This is a genomic window from Nonomuraea rhizosphaerae (genome assembly GCF_019396405.1).
Classification (GTDB): domain Bacteria; phylum Actinomycetota; class Actinomycetes; order Streptosporangiales; family Streptosporangiaceae; genus Nonomuraea; species Nonomuraea rhizosphaerae.
Map to the genome: position 1 here is coordinate 1 of NZ_JAHKRL010000226.1, position 25792 is coordinate 25792.

Annotated in this window: 20 protein-coding genes; 8 read left to right on the forward strand and 12 right to left on the reverse strand. The window is 71.6% G+C overall.

What is annotated here, in order from left to right; genetic code table 11:
• From KME77_RS11245 to KME77_RS11255, 3 genes are all read left to right on the forward strand, one after another.
• The coding region (locus KME77_RS11245; RefSeq protein WP_219465421.1) for an endonuclease/exonuclease/phosphatase family protein at positions 1 to 477 on the forward strand (477 nt) is incomplete at its 5' end.
• 8 nt (positions 478 to 485) lie between these two features.
• Positions 486 to 935: an RrF2 family transcriptional regulator gene (locus tag KME77_RS11250; protein ID WP_219465430.1), complete on the forward strand. Its 450-nt coding sequence runs from the start codon at positions 486 to 488 to the stop codon at positions 933 to 935.
• Positions 936 to 1182: 247 nt separating this feature from the next.
• Entirely contained in the window at positions 1183 to 1962 is a 780-nt protein-coding gene (locus KME77_RS11255; RefSeq protein WP_219465432.1) for a DNA-formamidopyrimidine glycosylase family protein, read from the forward strand.
• On the opposite strand, the gene KME77_RS11260 is transcribed toward KME77_RS11255, so the two are convergent.
• The 8 genes from KME77_RS11260 to KME77_RS11295 all read right to left on the reverse strand — a co-directional run bounded on the left by KME77_RS11260 (position 1959) and on the right by KME77_RS11295 (position 13922).
• A complete protein-coding gene (locus KME77_RS11260) occupies positions 1959 to 2315 on the reverse strand; it encodes a helix-turn-helix domain-containing protein (protein ID WP_219465496.1) in 357 nt (118 codons plus the stop codon). The two genes, KME77_RS11255 and KME77_RS11260, sit on opposite strands and share 4 nt — an antisense overlap.
• Positions 2316 to 2622: 307 nt before the next feature.
• Positions 2623 to 3114: a CinA family protein gene (locus KME77_RS11265; protein WP_219465441.1), complete on the reverse strand. Its 492-nt coding sequence runs from the start codon at positions 3112 to 3114 to the stop codon at positions 2623 to 2625.
• Positions 3115 to 3116: 2 nt separating this feature from the next.
• Entirely contained in the window at positions 3117 to 3689 is a 573-nt protein-coding gene (gene pgsA / locus KME77_RS11270) for a CDP-diacylglycerol--glycerol-3-phosphate 3-phosphatidyltransferase (protein ID WP_219465442.1), read from the reverse strand.
• On the reverse strand, positions 3686 to 5098 hold the full coding sequence (gene rimO / locus KME77_RS11275) for a 30S ribosomal protein S12 methylthiotransferase RimO (protein ID WP_219465451.1): 1413 nt from the start codon (positions 5096 to 5098) through the stop codon (positions 3686 to 3688). Before rimO ends, pgsA begins: the two co-directional genes overlap by 4 nt.
• A 46-nt stretch (positions 5099 to 5144) precedes the next feature.
• Positions 5145 to 5906: a helix-turn-helix domain-containing protein gene (locus tag KME77_RS11280; protein WP_219465452.1), complete on the reverse strand. Its 762-nt coding sequence runs from the start codon at positions 5904 to 5906 to the stop codon at positions 5145 to 5147.
• Positions 5907 to 5984: 78 nt separating this feature from the next.
• Positions 5985 to 8510 carry a DNA translocase FtsK gene (locus KME77_RS11285; RefSeq protein WP_219465454.1) on the reverse strand — a complete coding sequence of 842 codons (2526 nt, stop codon included), beginning with the start codon at positions 8508 to 8510 and terminating at the stop codon, positions 5985 to 5987.
• A 76-nt stretch (positions 8511 to 8586) separates the two neighbouring features.
• Complete coding sequence (locus tag KME77_RS11290) at positions 8587 to 9207, reverse strand: response regulator (RefSeq protein WP_219465457.1); 621 nt, start codon at positions 9205 to 9207, stop codon at positions 8587 to 8589.
• The gene (locus KME77_RS11295) at positions 9204 to 13922 is read right to left on the reverse strand and encodes a HAMP domain-containing protein (protein WP_246609583.1); all 4719 of its coding nucleotides are present in this window, start codon (positions 13920 to 13922) and stop codon (positions 9204 to 9206) included. The genes KME77_RS11290 and KME77_RS11295 overlap by 4 nt, the downstream gene beginning before the upstream one ends.
• 96 nt (positions 13923 to 14018) lie before the next feature.
• On the opposite strand from KME77_RS11295, the gene KME77_RS11300 reads away from it, so the two are divergent.
• Positions 14019 to 16541: a SpoIIE family protein phosphatase gene (locus tag KME77_RS11300; protein ID WP_219465480.1), complete on the forward strand. Its 2523-nt coding sequence runs from the start codon at positions 14019 to 14021 to the stop codon at positions 16539 to 16541.
• Here KME77_RS11300 and KME77_RS11305 read toward each other — a convergent pair.
• Together KME77_RS11305 and KME77_RS11310 are read right to left on the reverse strand one after the other, a co-directional pair.
• Positions 16523 to 17461: an aldose epimerase family protein gene (locus KME77_RS11305; RefSeq protein WP_219465482.1), complete on the reverse strand. Its 939-nt coding sequence runs from the start codon at positions 17459 to 17461 to the stop codon at positions 16523 to 16525. The genes KME77_RS11300 and KME77_RS11305 overlap by 19 nt on opposite strands.
• A complete protein-coding gene (locus tag KME77_RS11310) occupies positions 17458 to 18429 on the reverse strand; it encodes a LacI family DNA-binding transcriptional regulator (RefSeq protein WP_219465484.1) in 972 nt (323 codons plus the stop codon). Before KME77_RS11310 ends, KME77_RS11305 begins: the two co-directional genes overlap by 4 nt.
• A 210-nt stretch (positions 18430 to 18639) precedes the next feature.
• On the opposite strand from KME77_RS11310, the gene KME77_RS11315 reads away from it, so the two are divergent.
• From KME77_RS11315 to KME77_RS30255, 4 genes are read left to right on the forward strand one after another with little or no spacing between them, the layout of a single operon-like run.
• The gene (locus KME77_RS11315; RefSeq protein WP_219465487.1) at positions 18640 to 19530 is read left to right on the forward strand and encodes an NAD-dependent epimerase/dehydratase family protein; all 891 of its coding nucleotides are present in this window, start codon (positions 18640 to 18642) and stop codon (positions 19528 to 19530) included.
• Positions 19527 to 20405: a 5-dehydro-4-deoxyglucarate dehydratase gene (locus KME77_RS11320; protein ID WP_219465489.1), complete on the forward strand. Its 879-nt coding sequence runs from the start codon at positions 19527 to 19529 to the stop codon at positions 20403 to 20405. The genes KME77_RS11315 and KME77_RS11320 overlap by 4 nt, the downstream gene beginning before the upstream one ends.
• On the forward strand, positions 20402 to 21451 hold the full coding sequence (locus KME77_RS11325) for a mandelate racemase/muconate lactonizing enzyme family protein (RefSeq protein ID WP_219465491.1): 1050 nt from the start codon (positions 20402 to 20404) through the stop codon (positions 21449 to 21451). The genes KME77_RS11320 and KME77_RS11325 overlap by 4 nt, the downstream gene beginning before the upstream one ends.
• A 2-nt stretch (positions 21452 to 21453) precedes the next feature.
• Positions 21454 to 23346: a DUF6807 family protein gene (locus tag KME77_RS30255; RefSeq protein ID WP_219465492.1), complete on the forward strand. Its 1893-nt coding sequence runs from the start codon at positions 21454 to 21456 to the stop codon at positions 23344 to 23346.
• Here the strand turns inward: KME77_RS30255 and KME77_RS11335 are convergent.
• Positions 23309 to 24433, reverse strand: a complete 1125-nt coding sequence (locus KME77_RS11335) for a dienelactone hydrolase family protein (RefSeq protein WP_219465494.1) — start codon at positions 24431 to 24433, stop codon at positions 23309 to 23311. The genes KME77_RS30255 and KME77_RS11335 overlap by 38 nt on opposite strands.
• Entirely contained in the window at positions 24430 to 25710 is a 1281-nt protein-coding gene (locus KME77_RS11340) for a Gfo/Idh/MocA family protein (protein ID WP_246609584.1), read from the reverse strand. Before KME77_RS11340 ends, KME77_RS11335 begins: the two co-directional genes overlap by 4 nt.
• Positions 25711 to 25792 lie beyond the last annotated feature (82 nt).

Genomic DNA, 25792 nt, shown 5'->3' on the forward strand with positions numbered 1-25792 from the left:
GTCGGGGGCGACGCCGTGCTGACGAACCTGCCGGTCAAGAGCGTACGGTCGCACCCCCTGGGCCGCCACGACTACCCGACGGGCGCGCAGGCGCAGGCCGTCGTGGTCGAGGTGGGCGGCAGGGAGGTCGGCATCGTCAACACCCATCTCCAGGCCCCCGGCGGCCAGGCGCCGGAGGTCGCCGCCATCGTCCGCGACCTGGCCGCCACCAGGCCGGTCGTCCTCGCCGGTGACCTGAACACCCGCCCCGGCGACCCGGCCATGCGGGTGCTGGAGTCCGCCGGGCTCTCCGATCCCCTGACGGCGCTGGGCGACCCGCTCACCTCACCCGCCGACGCGCCGGTCCAGCGCATCGACCACGTGCTGGTCAGCGAGGGGTTGACGGCGGTGTCCGCGCAGGCCCCGCGCCTGCGGTACTCCGATCATCTGCCCATTCTGGCGGTGTTGCGCATAACCAGTGTTGACCAGGAGGGATAATCGACAACATGCGCCTTTCCGCTCGTGTCGACTACGCCCTGCGTGCCGCCGCCGAACTCGCCGCGGCCGGTGCCGGGCCGACCACCGTGGGCGAGCTCGCCAAGGAGCAGGACATGCCACCCAAGTACTTGGAGAACATCCTGCTCCAGATGCGCCGCGCCGGGCTCGTGCGCGGCCAGCGGGGTCCTGAGGGTGGCTACGTGCTGGCCAGGGCCGCGGCCGAGATCTCCCTCGCCGACGTCATCCGCGCGGTGGACGGCCCGCTGGCCAACGTACGGGGCGAGCGCCCCGAGCATGTCGGCTACCGGGGTCCCGCGGAGTCGCTGCAGCAGGTGTGGATCGCGCTGCGGGCGACGGAGCGCGCCATCCTGGAGGAGGTCACCCTCGACCAGGTCGCCAGCGGCACCCTGCCCGACCGCGTCCGCCAGCTCGCCGCCGACCCCGCCGCCTGGGACTGACCCCTCCCCCCTTCGCGTCAACCGTCCATCCCCTGCTGTCCGGCGGGTCGGAGTTCGTGGCCTGACTGCTACGCGACCGTGGCGTCCCGGAGACGCGGGCGCCGCGGATCCCGGCCGCCGCCGCCCGACGTGCTCCGGCCTGCGGATCGGCCTCCTGACGCCCGGCGCGCCACCGCCTCGAACGACGGACGCGGCAGGTCAGCCCACGGGTGAACGCCACAAGAGGCCAGGTTCCTAGACTGGGGGCATGCCCGAAGGAGATGCCGTCTACCGCACGGCCGCGCGCCTGCGGGGCGCCCTCGACGGCCGGGTGCTCACCCGCTCGGACTTCCGGGTGCCCCGGCACGCCACGGCCGACCTGACCGGCCGCACTGTCCTGGCGAACCTGTCACGCGGCAAGCACCTGCTCACCCGCGTCGAAGGCGGCCTGACCGTCCACACGCACCTGCGCATGGAGGGGAGCTGGCAGGTCAGGCCCGCGCACCGCCGGGTCCCGCCGGGCGACGTCGTACGCCTGGTGCTGGCCAACGAGCAGTGGCAGGCGGTCGGCCTCAAGCTGGGGATGGTGGACCTGCTGAAGACGGCCGAGGAGGACCGGGTCGTCGGGCATCTGGGCCCGGACCTGCTGGGCGAGGACTGGGATCCGGCGGAGGCCGTACGACGCCTCAGGAGCACACCGGACCGGACGATCGGGGAGGCGCTCCTCGACCAGCGCAACCTTGCGGGAATCGGGACGATCTACCGCGCCGAGACGTTGTTCCTGCGGGGCGTCTGGCCCTGGCGGAGGGTCGGCGACATCGAGGACCTCGAAGCACTCGTAGGGCTGGCTCAGCGGCTGCTGGAGGCGAACAAGGCGCACGCCTCCACGGTGACCACCGGCGATCGCCGTCCGGCCAGCCAGACATGGGTGTACGGCAGGGCGGGTCGTCCCTGCCGCCGATGCGGCACGCGCATCAGTCGCGGGGAGATGGGGGCGCAGCCACAGGAACGGCTGATCCTGTGGTGCGGCGACTGCCAACCGCGCTAGGCAGCCACCATGTCCTTGACCTCGGGGAACACCGAGTCGGAGATCGACCCGGGCACCGTCTCGGAAAGAGGGATGCGCTCGTGCTCCGGCATGTCGGCGAGGACGGGCGCCGCCTGGAGCTCCGCCAGCGCGAACTGGTCGGAAACCTCACGCAGCACCTGCGACAACGGAACGCCCAGTGCGCCGCAGATCGACGCGAGCAACTCCGATGACGCCTCTTTCTGGCCGCGCTCAACCTCGGACAAGTAGCCAAGCGAAACACGTGCCAGCGTGGACACCTCACGAAGAGTGCGTCCCTGCCGCACTCGCAACCGCCTCAGCACATCACCGAGCAGCTGACGCAGCAGAATCATCTGTCGCTCCCTCCCCGGCGTGGATGACTTCACCACGCCCCGCGCGATCGGATCGTGCCGCCCGTTGGTCTTCTTCTTCGGCTCGTACATGCTCCTCGCCGTCATCATCGGGCGTCTCCGCCCCTGACCCGCCGCTCGTGCCTCACTCCGCGGTGACTCATTGCGTGCTCGCTCGTTGGGCCCGCCTGCCGGGCGCTGGGTGCTTGCAGATGGCTCACGGACCTCACTCACAGCTCCACCGTACCCGTATCGACCGACACCGCGTCAGACCGTGCGCCGGATGTTCGCTCGGGACGTAACGCGGTAATCACCCGGTATGTTCCCCCTTGTTCTCCTTAAGCACACTTGCAAGTAGATCGATAGCCTCGTCCACCGTCTCTACCCTGATACGTTCGCGAGACCCATTCAGTCTCAATTGTCGCGCTGAAATCTCCCCGTCACGAGTGCCGACGGCCACGTACACGGTACCGACGGCCTTGCCGTCCTGCGGCTCCGGGCCCGCCACACCGGTCACCGCCAGACCATATGTGGCCTCGCACAGCCTCGCGACCCCCGTCGCCATCGCCGCGGCCACCTCCGGGTGCACGGCGCCCTCCCGCCGCAGCAGATCTTCCGGCACCCCTAGGAGCGTATGTTTCAGATCAGTTGCGTAGGACACGACCCCACCCCTGAACGACCTGGAAGCCCCCGAGACTGAAGTGATCCTGGCCCCTATCAATCCGCCGGTCAACGACTCGGCCACGGCCAGCGTGGCCGAGCGCCGCACGAGCAGGGACAGGACCTCCGCCGCGTCGGCCATGCTCACTCCCCGCGCGCCCGTCTGGCGACCTGCCGTAATCTGATCGCCCGGATCACGTAGTCGGCCCCCGTGACCACGGTGACGACCAGTGCCGCGCCCATCACCACCCAGCGCACCGGGTCGAAGTCGCCGGGCAGGATGTAGAGGACGATGGCCGCGATCTGCAGCACCGTCTTGACCTTGCCGCCGTAGCTGGCCGGGATGACCGCATGCCGCAGCAGCACGAACCTCAGCGCGGTGATCCCGACCTCGCGCCCCAGGATGGGCACCGTCACCCACCACGGCAGCTCGCCCAGCAGCGACAGGCACACCAGCGCCGCTCCGGTCAGCGCCTTGTCGGCGATCGGGTCGGCGATCTTCCCGAAGTCGGTGATCAGCCCGTAGCGCCGGGCCAGCTCGCCGTCGAGATGGTCGGTGAGCGAGGCCACCCCGAACACCGCCAGGGCGGCCAGGCGCCAGCCCGTGCCGGGCAGGAAGAGACAGACGACGAAGAAGGGGACGAGGGCCAACCGGAGGACCGTGAGGACGTTGGCGATGTTCCACGGGCTCACCACGCGGCGCTCGTCCTTCATCATGGACTGGCGGCCTTGATGCGGGCGATCAGGTCAACTCCCTCGGCGTCGACCACCACCGCACGCACGATCTGACCGCGGACCAGGCCGATGCCCTGGACCGTCACGGAGCCGTCGACCTCGGGCCCCTGGTGGGCGGCCCTGCCCTCGTAGCCGCCGTCGCCCAGGTCGTCGTCGATGAGCACGTCCACCTCCGTGCCGATGCGCTCCTCCGCGCGCTGCGAGGTCAGCTCCTCGGCCAGCTCAGTCAGGACGCGCACGCGCTCGTCGATGACGTCCTGGGACAGCTTGCCGTCGAAGCCGGCCGCCTCGGTGCCGTCCTCGTCGGAGTAGCCGAACACGCCGATCACGTCGAGCCTGGCCTCCTCCAGGAAGCCGACCAGCTCCTCGAACTCCTTCTCGGTCTCGCCCGGGAAGCCGACGATGAAGTTGGAGCGCACGCCCGCCTCGGGCGCCAGCCCGCGGACGCTCTCCAGCAGCCCCAGGAAGCGCTCGGGGTCGCCGAACCGGCGCATCCGGCGCAGCAGGGTGCCGCTGGCGTGCTGGAAGGACAGGTCGAAGTAGGCGGCGATGCCCTCGGTGGCCGCGAGCACCTCGATCAGGCCGGGACGCAGCTCGGCCGGCTGCAGGTAGCTGGCCCGCACCCGCTCGATGCCCTCGACGGCGGCCAGGCGCGGCAGCAGCTTCTCCAGCGCCCGCAGGTCGCCCAGGTCCTTGCCGTAGGAGGTGGAGTTCTCGCTGACGAGGACGAGCTCGCGGACGCCGCGATGGGCCAGCCAGTCGGCCTCGGCCATCAGCTCCTCCGGGTCGCGCGAGACGTACGCGCCGCGGAAGGCCGGGATGGCGCAGAACGTGCAGCGCCGGTCACAGCCGGAGGCGAGCTTGAGCGAGGCGACCGGGCTCTCGTCGAGCCGTTTGCGCAGGACGCGGGGGCCGCTGGCGGGCGCCAGGCCCTCGGGCAGGTCCCCGTGACCGGGGATGGCGGCCTTGGGAGCGCTGGCACGCTCCACCGGCGAGATGGGCAGCAGGGTGCGGCGGTCCCGTGGCGTGTGCGGCTTGAGCGGCTTGCCGGCCAGCACGTCGTCGAGGCGGCCACCGATCTCGGAGTAGTCGTCGAAGGAGATCACCGCGCTGGCCTCGGGCAGCGCCTCGGCAAGCTCGTTGCCGTAGCGCTCGGCCATGCAGCCCGCGGCGACCACCTTGGCCCCGGAGTCGGCAGCGGCCAGCAGCGTGTCGATGGAGTCCTTCTTCGCCGAGTCGATGAAGCCGCACGTGTTGACGACGACGACGTCGGGGTCGTCGTCGCCGAGCTGCCAACCGGCAGCCTCAAGTCGCGCGGCGAGCTCCTCGGAGTCGACCTCGTTGCGCGCGCAGCCCAGGGTGATCAGCGATGCGGTTCGGCGGGATGACATGGTGAACACTACGGTATCGGGAGTTGGCCACTACCCGGCGCACGGGCTACCTGGGTCGCGGCGCAGAAGGCCCGAACGTGCGCCGCACGGTCTCGCCGCGAGCGCCGGGACGGCCCAAGTTCTTGCCGTTGACCTGCAGCGACACGGCCCCGGCGTCTTCGAGGAGAAGTTGGACCTTGGTCGCGGCCCGCCACGTCGAGCTCTTGCCCGCCTTCAACGTCCCCGAGAACAGCTTGCGCCCCTTGGCGTCGCGGACGCTCACGTACGACGACCGCTTGGCCTTGATCTTGACCACCACCAGGTCCTTGGCGGCGATGACCTTGCCCGCGGCGTGCGAGGGCTTGGCGCGCGGCCGCTCGGTGATCGGGCTGTTGGCGGGCACGGGATGCACGTCGGCCGTGCGCACCTCGTCGGAGGTGCCGCCGCCGAGCACCCGCACGGCCCCGAACACCATCACGATCGCCAGCGCCACGCCCAGCGCCATCGTCCAGTTGGGACCGCGCCGCTCCCCCAGCTTGATCAGGCGGTCGGCCTGGAACACCGCGGCGGCCCGCACCGGCGCCGGCCCTCCGCCGTGCTCCTGCTCGAACAGGTGGACCACCGTGTCCGGGTCGAGCCCGACGGCCTTGGCGACGGCCTTGATATGGCCTCGCACGTAGAAGTCCCCACCGCACTGCGAGAAGTCGTCACGCTCGATCGCGTGGATGATCGCCTCACGAATGCGGGTGGTCTCGCTCAGCTGCGTGACCGTCAGCCCGGCCGACTTCCGGGCTGCCGCCAGCATGGCCCCTGTGCTCTGCTCCGGCACGGCAATCGCCTCCCCGCCCACGACGTACTGTAATGATTCCCATTCAATCAGTAATCATGGGACGGACGTGCACCGGGGTCATTCGCCACGCAAGTCGGCCAGCAAACCCGCGAGGTCGTCGGGCTTCACGAGCACCTCGCGCGCCTTGGATCCCTCGCTGGGGCCGACCACGTTGCGGCTCTCCAGCAGGTCCATCAGCCGTCCGGCCTTGGCGAAGCCGACGCGCAGCTTGCGCTGGAGCATCGAGGTCGAGCCGAACTGCGTGGTCACGATCAGCTCGGCCGCCTGGATCAGCAGGTCGAGGTCGTCGCCGATGTCCTCGTCGATCTCCCGCTTGACGGGCGCGGCGGCCACGTCGTCGCGGTACTCGACCTGCATCTGCGTCTTGCAGTGCTCGACGATCTCGGCGATCTCCTTCTCCGAGACGAACGCGTTCTGGATGCGGATGGGCTTGCTGGCGCCCATCGGCAGGAACAGCGCGTCGCCCTGGCCGACCAGCTTGTCGGCGCCGGGCTGGTCGAGGATGACCCGCGAGTCGGTCAGCGAGGAGACGGCGAACGCCAGGCGCGAGGGCACGTTCGCCTTGATCAGGCCGGTCACCACGTCGACGGAGGGCCGCTGCGTGGCGATCACCAGGTGGATGCCGGCCGCGCGGGCCAGCTGCGTGATCCGCACGATCGAGTCCTCGACGTCGCGCGGAGCGACCATCATCAGGTCGGCCAGCTCGTCCACGATCACCAGCAGGTACGGGTAGGGCTGGTAGACCCGCTCGCTGCCCGGGGGCGGCTGCAGCTTGCCGGCCTTGACGGCCTTGTTGAACTCGTCCACGTGCCGGAACCCGCTGGCCGCCAGGTCGTCGTAGCGGCGGTCCATCTCGCCCACGACCCATTCGAGGGCCTCGGCGGCCTTCTTCGGGTTGGTGATGATGGGCGTGATCAGGTGCGGGATGCCCTCGTAGACCGACAGCTCCACGCGCTTGGGGTCGACCAGCACCATGCGCACCTCGTCGGGCGTGGCGCGCATGAGGATCGAGGTGATCAGGCCGTTGACGCAGACCGACTTGCCGGCGCCGGTCGCGCCGGCGATGAGCAGGTGCGGCATCTTGGCGAGGTTGGCCACGATCGTGCGGCCCTCGACGTCCTTGCCGAGTCCGACGATCATCGGGTGGTGGTCGCCCTGGGCCACCTGGGCGCGCAGCACGTCGCCGAGCGCCACGAGGTCCTTGTCGGCGTTCGGGATCTCCACCCCGATCGCCGACTTCCCCGGGATAGGCGACAAAATCCGGACATCGGCGGACTTGACGGCGTACGCGATGTTCTTCGTGAGCGCCGTGACCTTCTCCACCTTGACCGCGGGCCCCAGCTCGATCTCGTAGCGGGTCACGGTCGGCCCGCGGGTGAACCCGATCACCTGCGCGTCGATCGTGAACTGCTCCAGCACGCTGGTCAGCGCGTTCACCACGACGGTGTTGGCCTTGGTCTGCGGCTTGGGCGCGCTTCCCGGCTTGAGGAACTGCAGGTCAGGAAGGCTGTACGGCCCCGCCTGCGGGGAGAGCACGAGCTGCTCCACCTTGCGCGGCGCGGGAGTGGGCTCGGGCGGCTCGGTCTTCCTGACCGGCGTGACCGGCGGCTCCTCCTCGTCCACCAGCCCGGGCACGATCTCCGGCGAGTGGTCGGCCCGCTTGTCGCTCTCGGACAGCACGGGCGTGTCGTACGGCTTGACGGACTCGCCCTTCTCGGCGCCCTCGTCCTTCTTGGTCCTGGTCCGCCGCTTGGCGGGACTCGCCTGCTCGGCCGGCGCGTGCCGCTCGAACAGCAGGTGGCGCAGCTCCGACAGCCGCTCGGGGATGCGGTGCACGGGCGTGGCCGTGATCACCAGCACGCCGAACCCCGACAGGAGCAGCAGCAGCGGGATCGTGATCCACGGGGGCAGGATGCTCATCGGCGGCGCCGAGACGATGAACCCGATGATGCCGCCCGCCGCCGACACCTTGTCCATGCCGTCGCTGGCCGTGCCCGCCGGGTAGGGCGTGCCGTTGGCCACGTGGATGACGCCGAGCACGCCGACCAGCAGCGCCGCCCATCCGATCACCATGCGGCCGGTGTCGGCGTTCTGGTCGGGGTGGCGCAGGTAGCGCCAGGCCAGCAGGCCGAGCAGCAGCGGCAGCGCCCATGCCAGGGAGCCGAAGATCGCGTGCACGGCGGTGCTGACCACGCCGGCGACGGTGCCGGGCGCGGTGCGCCACGTCATCGCGGCCAGCACGATGGCGCCGGCCAGCACCGACAGGCCCACCCCGTCGCGCCGGTGCGCCGGGTCCAGTTCGCGGGCGTTCTTGCCGAGCGCGCGCGCCGTGCTGCCGATGCCGTTGGCGAGCAGCATCCATAGCCCGACCACCAGCCTGGCGATCATCGTGAAGACCCAGCTGATCGGGTCCTGGTGGGTCAGGGACTGCTTGCGGGCCGACGCGCTCCCCTTCGCCCTCGGCCGCCCCGCCGGGCTTGCTCCGCGCTTGGCGGGGGTCGAGCGGCCAGAGCTCGCGGACGTAGCGGAGCTCGACCGCTTCGCCGGCCCCTTCGATGCGCTTTTCGGCGTACGGGTGGCCATGATGCCAAAGGTACGTCGCAGACACCCCTGAAATCACTCAGGCACGCCGAGAACACTCACAGCCGGACCCCGCCCGTCACAACCTGACCGTGTCGAAGGCCGCCTGCATGGCCGCCACCTTGTCGGCCAGGTCCTTGATCACCCCCCGCAGCCCCTCGTCCCCCGCGCACGAGCCCGCCAGCCCGTCGAGCCGCGCCTCGACCACCCCGAGCCGGTCGGCGAACTCCGTCAGCGCCTCGGCGTTGCGCGACAGCACGGTGTCGTTCTGCACCAGGTCGCACAGCAGCGCCGTCTGCTCCTGCAGCACGGCGTTCTTGCGGAACAGCTCCATGAACACCGCGACCTTGGAGCGCAGGACCCACGGGTCGAACGGCTTGGTCAGATAGTCGACCGCCCCCACCGCGTACCCGCGGAAGGCCGCCCCCGACCCCGGCTCGGTGCCGGTCAGGAAGATGATGGGCACGTCACGCGTCTGGTCGAGCCGCTTGATGTGCGTCGCCGTCTCGAACCCGTCCATGCCGGGCATGAGCACGTCGAGCAGCACCACCGCGAAGGCGTGACGCAGCATCAGCTTCATGGCCTCCTGGCCCGACTTGGCCTTGAAGAGCTGCTGCTGGAGGGGCCGCAGCACGGCCTCCAGCGCGATCAGGCTCTCGTCCTTGTCGTCCACGAGCAGGATCTTGACCTGACGGTTCATACAGGGCTCTCCCTCTCCCCCGCGAGCCACCCGCGCATCACCTCCAGCAGGTGATCGAGATCAACGGGCTTGGGCACGTAGTCGGACGCGCCGCAGGAGATCGTCTTCTCCCGGTCCCCCGGCATCGCCTTGGCCGTGAGCGCGATGATCGGCAGGTCGGAGAAGCGCGGCATCTCCCGTACGGCCGCCAGCGTCTCGTAGCCGTCCATCTCCGGCATCATCACGTCCATCAGGACCAGTGAGATCTTCTCCTCGCGTTCGAGCGCCTCGATGCCCTCCCGGCCGTTCTCGGCGTAGACGACCTCCGCCCCGAGCCGGCCGAGCACGTGGGTCAGGGCGTAGACGTTGCGGATGTCGTCGTCCACGATGAGGACCTGCCTGCCCGACAGCGCCGCACCGACCGGGCCGTCGCTCAGCTCCGACAGCCTGGCGGAGGACTGCCACAGGTCGTCGCCGTTGTCGCCGGAGGGCCACTCGGCCTGCTGCTGCCCCGGCTGCTGGGCCTGCTGGTGGCCCTGTTGATGACCCTGTTGGTGCCCCTGCTGATGACCCTGCTGATGACCCTGCTGGTGGCCGGTACGGCTCTCGGCGGTCCTGCGCACCGGCTCGGCGCGCCACTGCGGCTCCTCGCGCTCCTCCGGCTCGCCCGCGACGGTGGAGGTCAGGCAGCGGGCGGGGACGTACAGGGTGAACGTGCTGCCGATCCCCGGCCGGCTGCTGGCGTGGATCTCGCCCCCGAGCAACCGGGCGATCTCGCTGCTGATGGACAGGCCCAGGCCGGTGCCGCCGTACCTGCGGCTGGTGGTGCCGTCGGCCTGCTGGAAGGCGCCGAAGATGGCCGGCAGCTTGTCGGCGGCGATGCCGATGCCGGTGTCGCTCACCGCGAAGGAGAGCACGTCGTCGGCGTCGGTGAGCACGGGGCTGTCGAGGCCACGCACCCGCGACACCGCCAGCCGCACCTCGCCGACCGAGGTGAACTTGACCGCGTTGGACAGCAGGTTGCGCAGGATCTGCTGCAGCCGCCGCTCGTCGTTGTACAGCTCGCGCGGCACTCCGGGGTTCACCTCGATCTCGAAGGTGAGCCCGCGGTCGACGGTCAGCGGCCGGAACGTGGCGTCCACGTAGTCGAGCAGCCTGGTCAGCGCCAGCTTCTCCGGCCGCACGTCCATCCGCCCGGCCTCGATCTTGGACAGGTCGAGGATGTCGTTGATGAGCTGGAGCAGGTCGCTGCCGGCGTTGTGGATCGTGGAGGCGAACTCGACCTCCTGCGCCGACAGGTTGCCCTCGGGGTTGTCGGCCAGCAGCCGGGCCAGGATGAGCAGGCTGTTGAGCGGCGTGCGCAGCTCGTGGGACATGTTCGCGAGGAACTCCGACTTGTAGCGCGAGGAGGTGGCCAGCAGGTGCGCCTTCTCCTCCAGGGCGGCGTTGGACTTGCGCAGCTCGGCCTGCTGGCGCTGGAGCTCGTCCGAGCGGCCCTGCAACTGCTGGGCCAGCCGCTGCGACTCCGAAAGCAGCGACTCGGTGCGGGAGTTGGCGATGATCGTGTTGATCGCCACGCCGATGGTGACCACGAACTGGTCGAAGAAGGCGAGGTGCACGTCGCTGAAGCGGCTGAACGAGGCCAGCTCGATGACGCCGAGCACCTTGTCCTCGAACAGGATCGGCAGCACCACCACGCTGGCCGGGGCGGCCTCGCCGAGCGCGGTGTGGACCTTGATGTAGTCGGGCGGCACGTTGTCGAGCAGGATGCGCTTCTTCTCCAGCGCCGCCTGCCTGATCAGCCCGGGGCCGGGGGTGCCGGCGGCGGGCATGACGTCCCTGTCGTGGGCGGCGCCGTAGCCGGCGATGAAGGCCAGGCCGCCTTCGCTGGAGTCGGGGTCGGCCAGGAAGAACGCGCCGTACTGGGCGCTGACCAGCGGCGTCAGCTCGCGCAGGATGAGGTCGGCGACCTCGACGAGGTCGCGGTGGCCCTGCATGAGCCCGGCGATGCGGGCCAGGTTGCTCTCCAGCCAGTCCTTGGCCCTGGTGGTCTCGCGCAGGTTGGCGACCATGAGGTTGACGTTGTTCTTCAGCTCGGCCACCTCGCCCTTGGCCTCGACGCTGATGGCGCGGCTGAGGTCGCCCTGGGCGACGGCGCTGGCCACCTCGGCGATGGCGCGGACCTGGGTGGTGAGGTTGCCGGCCAGCTCGTTGACGTTCTTGGTGAGGCGCTCCCAGGTGCCGTAGACGCCCTCGACCTCGGCCTGGCCGCCGAGCCTGCCCTCCGAGCCGACCTCGCGGGCCACCCGGGTGACCTCGGAGGAGAACGAGGACAGGGTGTCGACCATCGTGTTGATCGTGGTCTTGAGCTCCAGGATCTCGCCGCGCGCGTCCACGTCGATCTTCTTCGACAGGTCGCCGTTGGCGACGGCGGTGGCGACCTGGGCGATGTTGCGCACCTGGCTGGTCAGGTTGGAGGCCATGAAGTTGACGTTGTCGGTGAGGTCCTTCCACACCCCGCTGACGCCCCGCACCTGGGCCTGGCCGCCGAGGCTGCCTTCGGTGCCGACCTCGCGGGCCACCCGGGTCACCTCGTCGGCGAACGCGGAGAGCTGGTCGACGGTGGTGTTGATGGTGTCCTTGAGCTGCAGGATCTCACCCCGCGCGTCCACGGTGATCTTCTTGGACAGGTCGCCGTTGGCGATGGCCGTGGTGACCAGGGCGATGCTGCGGACCTGGCTGGTCAGGTTGGAGGCCATGAAGTTGACGCTCTCGGTGAGGTCCTTCCACACCCCGCTGACCCCGCGCACCTGGGCCTGACCGCCCAGCCGGCCCTCGGTGCCGACCTCGCGGGCCACCCGGGTCACCTCGTCGGCGAACGCCGACAGCTGGTCCACCATCGTGTTGATGGTGTCCTTGAGCTGCAGGATCTCACCCCGCGCGTCCACGGTGATCTTCTTGGACAGGTCGCCGTCCGCGACGGCGGTGGTCACCTGGGCGATGTTGCGCACCTGGCTGGTCAGGTTGTCGGCCATGAAGTTGACGTTGTCGGTGAGGTCCTTCCAGGTGCCCGACACGCCCTTGACCTCGGCCCGGCCGCCCAGCTGGCCCTCGGTGCCGACCTCGCGGGCCACCCGCGTGACCTCGCTGGCGAACGCCGAGAGCTGGTCCACCATCGTGTTGATGGTGTTGGTCAGTTCGAGGATCTCGCCCTTCACCTCGACGGTGATCTTGCGGCTGAGGTCGCCCTTGGCGACTGCGGTGGCGACCTGCGCGATCGACCTGACCTGGTTGGTGAGGTTGTCGGCCATGAAGTTGACGTTGTCGGTGAGGTCCTTCCACACCCCGCTCACCCCGCGCACCTGGGCCTGGCCGCCCAGGCGGCCGTCGCTGCCGACCTCGCGGGCCACCCGGGTCACCTCGGCCGCGAACGCCGACAGCTGGTCGACCATCGTGTTGACGGTGTCCTTGAGCTGCAGGATCTCGCCCTTGACGTCCACGCTGATCTTGCGGCTGAGGTCTCCCTGGGCGACGGCCGTGGCGACCTGGGCGATGTCGCGGACCTGGGTGGTGAGGTTGGAGGCCATGAAGTTGACGTTGTCGGTGAGGTCCTTCCACACCCCGCTCACCCCGCGCACCTGCGCCTGACCGCCGAGCCGGCCCTCGGTGCCGACCTCGCGGGCCACGCGCGTGACCTCGTCGGCGAACGCCGACAGCTGGTCCACCATCGTGTTGATGGTGTCCTTGAGCTGCAGGATCTCCCCGCGCGCGTTGACGGTGATCTTCGTGGACAGGTCTCCGTTGGCCACGGCGGTGGTCACCTGGGCGATCGAGCGGACCTGCGTCGTGAGGTTGGAGGCCATGAAGTTGACGTTGTCGGTGAGGTCCTTCCAGGTGCCCGACACCCCCCTCACCTCGGCCCGGCCGCCCAGCTGGCCCTCCGTGCCGACCTCGCGGGCCACCCGGGTCACCTCGCTGGCGAACGCCGAGAGCTGGTCCACCATCGTGTTGACGGTCAGCTTCAGCTCCAGCAGCTCGCCGGTGGCCTCCACGGTGACCTTCCTGGTCAGGTCGCCCCTGGCCACGGCCGTGGTCACCACCGCGATGTCGCGTACCTGCGCGGTGAGCCGCCCGGCCATCGCGTTGACCGCCTCGGTGACGTCGCGCCAGCTTCCCGACATGCCCTGCGCCTTGGCCCGGCCGCCCAGCCGGCCCTCGGTGCCGACCTCGCGGGCCACCCGCGTCACCTCGCCGGAGAACAGCGCGAGCTGGTCCACCATGCGGTTGACCGCCTTGCCCATCAGCCGCAGGCCGCCGCGCAGCGGCCGGTTGTCCTCCTGGAGGTCGACCCGCTGCGACAGGTCGCCGTCGGCGACCGCGTTGAGCACCCGGGTCGCCTTGGCCGCCGGGATCACCAGCGCGTCGATGAGTGTGTTGACGGCCGTCACGTTGGCCGCCCAGCCGCCCGCCCCCGGACTGGGAGTGAGCCGCTCGTCGAGGTGACCCTGCCTGGCGACCTCGCCCCGGACCCTGCTCAGCTCGCCCGCCAGGTGCTCGTTGCGCTCGACCACCTGGTTGAAGGCGATCGCCAGCTCCGCCATGAACGGATCGGGCGGCACCTCCAGCCTCGCCCGGAAGTTTCCGTCGCGCAGCCCGTGCAGGGCCACGAGCAGGGGCCGGAGCTGCGCGTGGTGGAGCGATCCAGGGTCGATCTGTCGGTCCAACTGCGTGACCATGGCGGCCTTCTTCACAACTGGAGGTATCGGAGGCCCTCAGTCTGCCACTCTGAGAGTGACCGAACTGCCACATCGAGTGATGTTCTAGGACGCACAGTGGACACGACCCGCATGTCGAGCACGGCCTTCGACGGCACTCCTCATGCCCCCTCCGCCGCACGGCGCTTCGTGCGGCAGGTTCTCGGCGAATGGCAACTGAGCCATCTGGCCGAAGACGCCGTGCTGTTGACCAGCGAGCTTGTCACCAATGCCGTGGTGCACGCGGGCACGGGGCTGGAGCTGACCTGCCGCCTGGACGCCGACACGGCGCCGGCCCGGCTGGAGATCCTGGTGGACGACCACCATCCCACCCGGATCGTCCCGGCCGCCGAGGCGCCTCCCGACACCCTGGCCGTCTCGGGGCGCGGCCTGGCGCTGGCGGGCATGCTCGCGGACGCCTGGGGCGTCACGTACCTGGGCACCGCCAAACGGGTGTGGGTGCGCCTGGAGCTGGCCGAGCGCGGCGACCATCACGAGGGCACGGTCGGCGTCCCGGCGTCCGCGCCCGCCGAGATCGCGGCGCCCGTCGAGAGCCTGCACGTCGGGGTCGTCGTCAGCGACCTCGACGGCCGGATCGTCGCCTGGAACACCGAGGCGGAGGCACTGCTCGGCTGGCCGGCCAAGCAGGTCACCGGCCGGCCGCTGGCCGAGCTGGTCGCCTGGGGCGGCCACGGCCCGTACGCGCTGTCGCTGGCCGACACGCTCGACCTGGGCCGGTGGCGGGGCGAGTGCCGGATGCGCCGCCTCGACGGCGACCTGCTGCCGGTCTACATCTCGCACCTGCGCACCGACGGCCGCTCCCAGGACCGCAGGGCGATCTGGATGGTGGTGTCGAGCGACCACCGGTACGTGCTGGCCTCGCCGCCCGCCCCGTTCAGGCGGGAGCCGGGCAGGCGCATCAAGGATCTGCTCGACGACGACATGCCGCTGGCCGAACGGCTCGACACGATCGCGCAGATCGTCCAGGTGTCCAGCTCGGGCGACGCCGCGTACGTGCTGGTCCGCGCCGACGCCTCCACGGGCGGCGACCGGCACCGGACCGGCTACGGTAGCGATCCCGCCGACGGCGGCGGGCAGTTCGGCGTCGCGGCGGGCGTGGGCGCGACGGCGGGCCTGGTGGGCGTGGTGGCGGCGGGCGTGTTCGGCGCCGAGCGCAAGGCGCCCACGATGATCGAGGACCTGCTGGCCGTGGACGTCGAGCTGGCCCAGCAGCTCCAGGCCAGGTCGCTGGCGTGCGCGCCGCTCATGGTGGCCGGCGAGGTGACCGGCTACCTGGTGGTGACGGCCGCCGAGCCGGGCCGGTTCGACCAGGAGCTGACCGCGAGCCTGCAGCACATCGCCGACCAGGTGGCGGTGACGGTCCAGCGCGAGCGGATGGCCGAGCAGGACCGGGCGCACCGGGGCAGGCTGTCGTTCCTGGCGGAGGCGGGCGAGCTGCTGGCGGGCGTGCACGACGAGGAGCTGATCGCGGCCCTGACGGCGCAGCTCGTGGTGCCCAAGATCGCGACCTGGGCGGCCGTCTACCTGACCGACCTGGCGGGCATGACCAGGCTCGCGCACGTGTGGCACAGCGAGGAGCGGCACAACGCCGACCTGCGCAAGGCCCTGCCCGTCATCCCGCGCTCGACGCTGGGCGAGGTGGCGTGGCCGGTCGGGCCCGAGGCCGTGCTGTCGTTCCCGCTGCTCACCCAGGGCAGGTCGCACGGCGCGCTGGTGATCGGCCGCACCGAGCCGACGCTGCCGCTCGAACTGGCCGACCTGCTGGCCGACCTGTGCCGCCTGGTGGCGCTCAACCTGCACACGGCGATGCTGTACGCGCGGCAGGCGACCACGTCACGGGTGCTGCAGCGCAGCCTGCTGCCGGTGCGGGTGGCCTCGATGCCGGGCCTGGAGTCGGCGGTCGTGTACGAGCCCGCCGAGGAGGGCGCCGACGTCGGCGGCGACTTCTACGACCTGTTCACCGTCGGCGACCACTGGTGCTTCGCGCTCGGCGACGTGTGCGGCAGCGGCCCGGAGGCGGCCGCGGTGACGGGTCTGGCCCGCCACGCCGTACGCCTGCTGGCCAAGGAGCACTACACGGTGGCCGGCATCCTCGACCGGCTCAACAAGACGCTGCTGGACGAGGGCGAGGACTGCCGCTTCCTCAGCCTGCTGTGCGGCGAGCTGACCCCGCTGCCGCAGGGCGGCGCGCTGTGCACCGTGGCGGCGGCCGGCCATCCGCCGCCCCTGCTGCTGCGCGCCGACGGCGAGGTCAGGCCGGTCGCCACCTCCCAGCTCCTGCTGGGCATCGAGGACGACGCGGGGTTCTACACCGAGTCGTTCGAGCTGCTGCCCGACGAGCTGCTGCTGTGCGTCACCGACGGCGTGACCGAGCGGCGCGACGGTGACCGGCTGCTCGACGACGACGACGGGCTGTCCAAGATCCTGGGAGCCTGTACGGGCCTGAGCGCGCACGCCGTGGCCGAGCGGGTCCGGCAGGCGGTGGAGTCGTTCGGGGCGGAGCCGTCGCACGACGACATGGCCCTGCTGGTGATCAGGGCCACGGCCGCGCTGCGCACCGGTCAGGTGGTGAACCGGTAGGTCGTCGTGGAGGAGTACGTCTCGCCCGGCCGCAGGACCGTGGAGGGGAACTGCGGCTGGTTGGGCGAGTCGGGGAAGTGCTGCGTCTCCAGGCACAGCCCGGCGTGCGGCCCGAACGGGGTGGCGACGCCGTCGAGCATGCCGCCGGCGTAGAACTGCACGCCCGGCTCGGTGGTGGTGACCTCCATGGTCAGGCCGCCGGGCACGGTGACCGTGATGTCGCCGTCGAGGGCGTAGCAGTGGTCGTAGGCGCCGTCGTAGCGGGCGCCGACGGCGTGCGGGGTGGTGAAGTCGAAGGCCGTGCCCTTGACCGGGGCCAGCTCGCCGGTCGGGATCTTGTCGTCGTCGACGGGCAGGTAGTGCTCGGCGTCGATGCGCACCATGTGGCCGAGCACGTCGCCGCGGCCGGTGAGGTTGAAGTAGGAGTGGTTGGTCAGGTTCACCACGGTCGGGGAGTCGGTCTCGGCCGAGTAGTCCAGGCGCAGCGCGTCGTCGTCGAGCGTGTAGGTGACCGAGGCGTTGAGCGTGCCGGGGTAGCCCTGGTCGCCGTCGTGGCTGGTCAGGGTGAGCGTCACCGACGAGTCGGTGGCCTGGCCGACCTTCCACGCCCTGCGGTCGAAGCCGTGGTTGCCGCCGTGGAGGCTGCTGGGGCCGTTGTTGAGCGGCAGGCGGTGCTCGACGCCGTCGAGGGTGAAGCGGCCGCCGGCGATGCGGTTGCCGTAGCGGCCGACGACCGCGCCGAAGTAGCGGCTGCGGCTCAGGTACTCCTCCAGCGTCGCCAGGCCGAGCACCACGTTGACGCCCGCCACCTCAAGCGTTTGCAGGATCGCGCCGTAGCTGAGGACGCTCGCGCGCAGCCGTCCCGAGGCGAGCTCGACGCGCTCGACCTGCTCACCCGACGGCAGCGTTCCGAAGATCATCTGTGTGCCTTTCCCGTGGACTCGCGGACGATCAGGGCGGTCTCCAGCATCGTGGCGGCCGCGGTGGCCGCCGAGTCGACCGACTGGAGCAGGAGGTCTACGGCGATGCGGCCGGCGGCGGCGGTGGGCATGGCGATCGTGGTCAGCTTCGGCCGGCTGAGCCGCCCCGGCACGATGTCGTCCACGCCGATCACGCTGATGTCGCCGGGCACCTCCTTGCCGCGCTCGGCGAGCCCCTCGATGAGGCCGATGGCGACCAGGTCGTTGTAGGCGAGCACGCCGGTCGCGCCGGAGGCGACGACGTCGGTGGCCGCCGCCAGGCCGCCCAGCTCGGTCGGCGGGTTGGGGCCGAGGAAGACGACGTCCACCTCGCTCGTCGCGGCCGCCGCCTCCTGCATCTCCTTGCTGGTCCACGAGCCGCTCGGGCCGGTGACCAGAGCGAGGCGGCGGTGACCGAGCGCGGTGAGGTGCTCGATCGCCATCCTGGCGCCGCGCCCGACGTCCATCAGGACGGTCGGCATGCCCTTGGCCCGGCGGTTGACCACCACGAACGGCACCTCTTCGCGCAGCCGCTCGATCGTCCGGTTCGTCAGGCGGGGGCTGCACAGCAGCACGCCGTCGACCTGCTTGGTGAACGTCTGGATCAGGTCCTCCTCGACCTGCGGGTCCTCGTCGGTGTCGGCCACGAAGACGTGGTAGTCACGCAGCCTGGCCTGCGCCTGGGCCGCCTTGATCAACGGCGGGAAGAAGGGGTTGGCGATGTCGGCCACGATGAGGCCGATATTGTGGGTGCGGCCGGTGGTCAGGGCCCTGGCGGCGCGGTTGGGCCGGTAGCCGAGGTCCTCGGCGATGGCGAGCACGCGGGTGCGCGTCTCCGGATTGACCAGGTGGGGGGCCGAGAACGCCCGCGACACCGTGGAGACGTGCACGCCCGACGCCTCAGCCACGTCACGAATCGTCACCGCCACGCCTGGCCTCCTCCACCGCCCCTAGTACTTTAGTGCAATCGTTTGTATCGCTGTCAATCAGCCACCACCGCAGGATTTTTCCGCTAAACGCCCACCATATCTCTTCTTATCGGCAGGCGGCCTGACCTGAGGGACCTTGACGTTCTCCTGCTGTCGCCTCGATACTTTCTGCAACCGGTTGCCGTATTCGACGGGAGTGGTGAACGACCGATGACACGAACACTGGTGACCGGCAGCGCCGGCCGGCTAGGACGCAGCGTGGTCGTCTCGTTGGCCCAGGCCGGTCACGAGGTGATCGGCATCGACGTCATCCCCGGCACCCCGGCCGAGGCCGCGGTCGCGCTGCCCGCCGACCTGACCGACCTCGGCGAGACGTACGACGTCATGGCCCGCTTCCGTCCCGACGCGGTGGTCCACCTGGCCGCGATCGCCACCCCGTTCAGCCGGGCCGAGGGCGTGATCTTCCGCACCAACACCCAGCTCGCCTTCAACGTGTGCGAGGCGGCGAGCAACACGGGCGTCGGCCGGGTGATCGTGGCCAGCAGCCCGACCGTCATCGGCTACGGCGCGCCCGGCGGCTGGGCGCCCAGCTACCTGCCGATCGACGAGGACCACCCCGTCGCGCCGTGGAACGCCTACAACCTGTCCAAGCTCGTGGCCGAGCAGACGATGGCGACGTTCGCCCGCGCCTCGCGGACGACGTCCTTCGCCGCCGTGCGGCCGTGCTTCGTGGTGGCCCCCGAGGAGTGGGCGGGGGCGCCGACCCAGTCGGGCCACACGATCGTCGAGCGGCTCGACCGGCCGGACGTCGCCGGGGTCTCGCTGTTCAACTACCTCGACGCCAGGGACGCCTCCGACCTGATCGACGTGCTGCTGGAGCGGCTGCCCGAGCTGCCCAGCGGCGAGGTGTTCTTCGCCGGCGCGGCCGACGCGTTGGCGCGCGAGCCGCTGGCCGGCGCGCTGCCCGCGGTGATCCCCTCGACGGCCGCCACCGCCGCCGGCCTCACCGGTACGGCGCCCGCCTTCACCTCCGCCAAGGCGGAGCGGATGCTGGGCTGGACGGCCAAGCGTTCCTGGCGTACCGAACTGGAGACCCAATGAACCTCAGCGGAGTCCTCTTCTTCCCCGTCACCCCCTTCGCCCCTGACGGCAGCCTGGCCGAAGAGGTGCTGGCCGAGCACATCAGGCGCGGGCTGCGACACCGGCCCGGCGCGGTGTTCGCGGCCTGCGGCACCGGAGAGTTCCCCGCGCTGTCGGAGTCGGAGCACGCCGCGGCCGTGCGGGTGGCGGTGCGGACGACGGCGGGGCAGGTGCCGGTGTTCGCCGGCGCGGGCGGCCCGCTCGGCTCGGCGTTGGGTCAGGCCCGCGCGGCCCGTGCCGCGGGCGCCGACGGGCTCCTGCTGATGCCCCCTTACCTGGCCAAGGGGCCGACCGAGGGCTTCGCCGCGTACGTGCGGGCCGTCGCGGCGATCCTGCCGGTGATCATCTACCAGCGCGGCGCGGTCGCGCCCGCTCCCGAGCAGGTCGTCGAGCTGGCCAGGATCCCGGGCGTGATCGGGCTGAAGGACGGGCTGGGCGACATCGACCTCATCCAGCGGACCGTGCTGGCCGTGCGCAGGGAGATCGGCGACGGCTTCAGGTTCTTCAACGGGCTGCCGACGGCCGAGCTGACCATGGGCGCCTACCGGGGCATCGGCGTGGAGCTGTACTCCTCGGCCGTCTTCGCGTTCGCGCCGGAGATCGCCACCGCGTTCAACAACGGCGCCGACCACCTGCTCACCGAGTTCTACGAGCCGCTCGTCCGGCTGCGCTCCAAGGTGCCCGGGTACGCCGTCTCCCTGGTCAAGGCCGGGGTGCGGCTCAGCGGCCTGGACGCGGGGCCGGTGCGCCCGCCCCTGGTGGACGCCACGCCCGAGCACGTGGCCGAGCTGAAGGTCCTCATCGAGCACGGACGCTCGCTGGCCGGCGCGTCATGATCCAGGACCTGAGAGTGAGCGCTCACACGGCCGAGCTGCCCCGGCCGTGGGGCCCCGACGTGCCCGTCAACCACGTCATGGTCGTCGAGATCACGCTGGCCGACGGCCGGACGGGGACCGGGTTCTCCTGGACGCCGCAGATCGGGGCGCGGGCCGTGCAGGCTCTGCTGGAGAACGACGTCCGCGACGCCGTGATCGGCCTGGACCCGCACCCGGAGGTGGTGTGGGACCGGCTGTGGCGGCACCTGCGCGAGGCCGGGCCGGGCGGGATCACCACGGTCGCGCTGGCCGGGGTGGACCTGGCGCTGTGGGACCTGCGCTGCGGCGAACGCGGCCTGGCCGACGTGCTGGGCAGGCGCAGGGACACCGTCCCGGTGTACGGCAGCGGCGTGAACCTCCACTACTCGCTGGAGGAGCTGGTCGCCCAGGCCGGACGGTGGAAGGCCGCCGGCTATCCCGGCGTGAAGATGAAGGTGGGCCGGCCGGACCTGGCCGAGGACGTCGAGCGGGTGGCCGCGGTCCGCGAGGTGATCGGGCCGGACACGCTGCTGATGATCGACGCCAACCAGCGCTGGGACCTGTTCCGGGCCCGTCGCGCGGTCGAGGCGCTGGCCCCGTACGGGCTGCACTGGCTGGAGGAGCCGCTGCCGGCCGACGACGTGCCCGCGCACGTGGAGCTGCGCGGGTCCGTGGAGGTGCCCATCGCGGTCGGCGAGAACGTCTACACCGTCTACGGCTTCCGCGACCTGCTGAGCGCCGGGGCGTGCGACGTCGTGCAGCCGAACGTCGTCAGGGTCGGCGGGATCACCCCGTTCCTGCGGGTCGCGGAGCTGGCGCGGGCCTTCGACGTGCCCGTCTACCCGCACCTGCTGCCGGACGTGTCGGCGCAGCTCGCGCTCGCGCTGCCGCTGCCGTGCATGGCGGAGGAGGTCGAGGACGCCTCGTTCGCCGCGCTGGGGCTGCTGGAGGAGCCCTTCCCCGTCCGGATCGGCGAGGCGAAGGCGCTGGTCGGCGAGCACCGGGGGCTCGGCCTCCGCTGGAGGTGAGCATGCGGGTCGTTCTCGCGGGCGCGCACGGCTACGGCGCCCACTACCTGGACCGGCTGCGGCGGCTCGCCGGGACGGTCGAGCTGGCCGGCGTCTGCGAGGTGCGGCCGGTCCCGCCGCTGGAGGGGCTCGGCGAGCCCGAGGTCTCCGCCGACCTGCCGGGGCTGATCGAGCGGACCGGCGCGCGGATCGCGATCCTGGCCACGCCGATCCCGACCCACGCGGAGCTGACGCTGGCCGCGCTGAAGGCGGGCGCGCACGTGCTGGTGGAGAAGCCGACCGCGGCCACGCTGGCCGACTTCGAGCGCATGGAGCGGGCCGCCGCCGAGGCCGGGCTGGCCTGCCAGGTGGGCTTCCAGAGCCTCGCCTCCGAGGCGCTGCCCGCGGTGCGCGCGCTGGTCGCCGACGGGGTGATCGGGCGGGTGCGCGGCATCGGAGTGGCCGGCGCCTGGCCACGGCCCGCCTCCTACTTCACCCGCAGCTACTGGGCGGGCAGGAGGCGGCTGGACGGCGTGGACGTCGTGGACGGCGCGCTCACCAACCCGTTCGCGCACGCGGTCGCCACCGCGCTCGCCGTCGCCGGCGCGCACGAGCGGGGCGCGGTCACGTCGGTGGAGACGGAGCTGTTCCACGCCAACCCGATCGAGTCCGACGACACCTCCGCCGTCCGGATCCACCTGGCGGACGGGCCGCCGATCGTGGCCGCCGTGACGCTGTGCGCGGGCGAGCGGCACGAGCCGTACGTGGTGGTGCACGGCACGAAGGGCAGGATCACCTTCACCTACACGACGGACGAGGTGCGCGTCGGCGACGGCCCCGTGCGCCGCTTCCCGCGCGCCGACCTGCTGGAGAACCTGGTCTCCCACGTACGGACCGGCGGGCCGCTGCTGGTGCCGATCCGCGAGACCGGGGCGTTCATGCAGGTCATGGAGGCCATCAGGGTCGCCCAGGACCCGCTGCCGATCGCCCGCCACCACCAGGACCTCTCCGGCGAGGGGCCGGTGCTCGACGGGATCGCCGAGCTGGTCAGCGGCTGCGCGGACCGGCTGGAGCTGTTCTCCGAGGCGGGCGCGAGCTGGGCGGTGCCGCTCGTGGCAGGCGGACAGGTCGTGGCGGAGTACGTGACGCGGCCCGATCTGCCGATCACCGCCGCGCCGCGCCCGTACCTGCATCCCGTGCGCACGTTGGGCGGGACCGTGGTGACCGAGACGCGGCCCGCCGACCACCCGCACCACCTGGGCGCGGGGGTTGCCGTCACGGACGTCGGCGGGCGCAACTTCTGGGGCGGCCGGACCTACGTCCGCGACCAGGGGCCGGCCTGGCTGGACGACCACGGGAGGCAGCGGCACGTGGCGTTCGAGGAGCGGACGGCGTCGGGGTTCACCGAGACGCTGCTGTGGGAGCGGCCCGGGGAGAGCCCCGTCGCCGAGGAGCGGCGCAGCGTGCGGGCCGGGGCGTTGCCCGGGGCATGGGAGCTGCGGTTCGGGTTCCGGCTGCGGAACCTGACCGGCGCGCCGCTGACGATCCACAGCTCGGCCACCAAGGGCAGGACCGGCGCCGGGTACGGCGGCTTCTTCTGGCGGGCGCCCATTGGGGCGCCGGGGCTGCGGGTGTTCACCGCGTCGCGGGAGGGCGAGGCGCAGGTGCACGGCTCCCGGGCGCCCTGGCTGGCGCTGGCCTGCGACGACTGGACGCTGGTGTTCGCGCAGTCGCGGGACCCGTGGTTCGTGCGGGTCGCCGAGTACCCCGGGGTGGGGACGGCGCTGGCCTGGGACACGCCGCTGACGTTCGAGGAGGAGCTGAGCCGTGAGGTCACCGTGGTGGTCGCCGACGGACGGCTGTCGCCTGACGCCGTGGTCAGCCTCGTGGGTCCTGGGCTCGCAGGTGGCGGGTGAGCCAGGCGAAGGCGTGCTCCTGCATGGGGACGTCGAAGGCGTGCGGGGAGTCGTAGAAGACGCCCTCGTAGCCGCCGCCGGGGTAGCGGCGGGTGATGGCCTCGTCCGCCGCCCGCATCCCCTCGGCCGGGAAGAGCTGGTCGTGCTCGCCGTACTGCACCAGGAGCGGCCGCGGCGCGCGGGCGGCGGCCAGGGCGGGCCAGTCGCACAGACGTGACAGGCCCGGCGGGAAGAACATCCAGGTGTGTCCCGCCACGTAGCCGTCGAGCGCGTCGCGGTAGGTGGTCATCATCGAGGCGATCACCACCGCCCGGATGTCCGGGTCGAACGCGCCGAGCAGCCCCGCCCGCAGCCCGCCGCCCGACAGGCCCGCGCAGCCGACCTCGCCGACGTCGGGCCGTGAGCGCAGGTACGCGGCGGCGGCCAGGTCCTCGCCCGCCACCACGCCGGCCAGGGACGTGCCGAGCACCGTGCAGTACTTCTCCAGCACGTGCTCGTGATGCCGGGCCGCCTCGTCGTAGCGGCCCGCCGCGAGGACGGCCGCGGGGTCCGGCAGCCCCGCGTCCTCCAGCACGCGGTCGGGCATGTCCGCCGGCGCGAACCGGCGGCTGCCCCAGCCGAACACGTCGTGCGCGAGCACCACGAACCCGCGCCCGGCCAGCTCGGTCGCGAAGGCCCGCCCGCCGTAGATCCACTCGCGCAGCCGCCGCACCTCGTCCGTCGGCGGCCCGGGGCCGTCGGCGATCTTCTCCTTGCCTGCCCACTTCATGTTCGCGTGGCAGTGCAGCGTGACCACGCCGGGCAGCCTGCCCTCGACTCCGGCGGGTTTGAGCAGGTAGGCGTGGGTGCGCGGGCCGAAGCCCACGTCCCAGGACAGCTCCTGGCCGGCGACGCCGCCCGCCGTCCACTCACGTTCGACCCGCACGTCCCGTACGGCGAGGTCCAGCGTGCCGATCGCCTCACGGGCCGCCCCGGCCAGCTCGGGGCCCGGCGCCGCGTCGGGGAACAGGCCGCGCTGCCGCTCGGCGAGCCCGGCCAGCCCGGAGAACTCGCCCAGATGCCGCAGCGCCCGGCTCCCGGCCGTCAAGCCTCGACCAGGCGGGTGCCGTCCGCGGCGAGCCGCACGGGAATGCCCAGGGCGGCCGAGCGGGTGGCCGCCACGCCCACGAGCACGCTGCGGATCCCGTCCCGGTAGCCGGCCGGACGGCCCAGCGGGTCGTCGCCGGGGCCGCGGAAGACGTCGTCGAGCAGCAGCCGGTCGCCGCCGCCGTGGCCGCCCTCGCCCTGCTCGATGGTGATCTGCTCCGGCTCGTGCCAGTGCCGGTGCAGGGTCAGCCGCTCCCCCGCGCCGGCCAGGTGCTCCTTGCCCGCCGCGCTCGGGTCGATCGCCGCGTCCACCGGCGTCCACGGCCGCTCGACCACGTCCAGCGTGAGACGTCCCTCGGTGCCGTTGAAGATCACCCGGTAGCCCTCGTACGGGGCGTGCGCGGTCAGCGAGTACGTCATCATCGCCCGGTTCGTGTACCTGACCAGGACCGACATGTTGTCGTCGATCGTCACCCCCGGCCCGAACACGTCCTGGTCGCGGATGTAGCCGTCCTCGTGCTCGGCGTCCAGGTAGAGGCGCTTGAGCCGCTCGTCGGTGGAGATGTCGAGGATGAAGGGATCGGTGCCCAGCCCCGGCGCGCCCTGCCCGCGAGCCGGACGCGGCCCCCTGGGCAGGGCCTGCCCGTAGAAGCGCAGGTCGGTCTGGGCGAAGACCAGCTCGGGCGCCGCCGCCAGCCACCAGTTGACCAGGTCGAAGTGGTGGCTGGACTTGTGCACCAGCAGGGTGCCGGAGTTCGCCTTGTCGCGGTGCCAGCGGCGGAAGTAGTCGGCGCCGTGGATGGTGTCGAGCGCCCAGTCGAAGTGGACCGACGTGACGTCGCCGATCGCACCCTCGTTCAGCAGCCTCTTGACCGCCGAGTTGCGGGGCGAGTAGCGGTAGTTGAAGGTGACCACCAGCTTGCCGGGGTTGCGCTCGGCCGCCGCGGCGATGGCCGCGCAGCCCTCGGCGTCGACGGTGAGCGGCTTCTCCACGATGACGTCGAGCCCCTTGTCGAGGGCCTCGACGACGTAGCGGGCGTGGGTCGCGTCCACGGTGGTGACGATGACGGCGTCGGCCAGCTCCAGCAGCTTGCCGTACTCGCCGGGCTCGAACCGGGGGACCTGCTCGCCGATGCGCTCGGCGTGGTAGTCCATGCGGGACCGGTTGACGTCGCAGAGCCCGGCGATCGTGCCCGTGTCACGCCAGTCGCCCAGCAGGGCGTCGACGTACATCTGCGCGCGGTGGCCGAGGCCGACGAGGGCGTACCTGGTGCTCAACTTCTCTCCCCGAGTCGAGGTCCGGGGGCCGCGGCCCCCGGACCGTTAGGGTAGACGGTCTGTCGCCTGCCGTCCTCGTGGC

Coding starts and splice junctions, on each gene's coding strand:
- KME77_RS11250 (WP_219465430.1), top strand. CDS start 486: ATGCGCCTTTCCGCTCGTGTCGACTACGCCCTGCGTGCCGCCGCCGAA.
- KME77_RS11255 (WP_219465432.1), top strand. CDS start 1,183: ATGCCCGAAGGAGATGCCGTCTACCGCACGGCCGCGCGCCTGCGGGGC.
- KME77_RS11260 (WP_219465496.1), bottom strand. CDS start 2,315: ATGATTCTGCTGCGTCAGCTGCTCGGTGATGTGCTGAGGCGGTTGCGA.
- KME77_RS11265 (WP_219465441.1), bottom strand. CDS start 3,114: ATGGCCGACGCGGCGGAGGTCCTGTCCCTGCTCGTGCGGCGCTCGGCC.
- pgsA (WP_219465442.1), bottom strand. CDS start 3,689: ATGATGAAGGACGAGCGCCGCGTGGTGAGCCCGTGGAACATCGCCAAC.
- rimO (WP_219465451.1), bottom strand. CDS start 5,098: ATGTCATCCCGCCGAACCGCATCGCTGATCACCCTGGGCTGCGCGCGC.
- KME77_RS11285 (WP_219465454.1), bottom strand. CDS start 8,510: ATGGCCACCCGTACGCCGAAAAGCGCATCGAAGGGGCCGGCGAAGCGG.
- KME77_RS11290 (WP_219465457.1), bottom strand. CDS start 9,207: ATGAACCGTCAGGTCAAGATCCTGCTCGTGGACGACAAGGACGAGAGC.
- KME77_RS11295 (WP_246609583.1), bottom strand. CDS start 13,922: ATGGTCACGCAGTTGGACCGACAGATCGACCCTGGATCGCTCCACCAC.
- KME77_RS11305 (WP_219465482.1), bottom strand. CDS start 17,461: ATGATCTTCGGAACGCTGCCGTCGGGTGAGCAGGTCGAGCGCGTCGAG.
- KME77_RS11315 (WP_219465487.1), top strand. CDS start 18,640: ATGACACGAACACTGGTGACCGGCAGCGCCGGCCGGCTAGGACGCAGC.
- KME77_RS11320 (WP_219465489.1), top strand. CDS start 19,527: ATGAACCTCAGCGGAGTCCTCTTCTTCCCCGTCACCCCCTTCGCCCCT.
- KME77_RS11325 (WP_219465491.1), top strand. CDS start 20,402: ATGATCCAGGACCTGAGAGTGAGCGCTCACACGGCCGAGCTGCCCCGG.
- KME77_RS30255 (WP_219465492.1), top strand. CDS start 21,454: ATGCGGGTCGTTCTCGCGGGCGCGCACGGCTACGGCGCCCACTACCTG.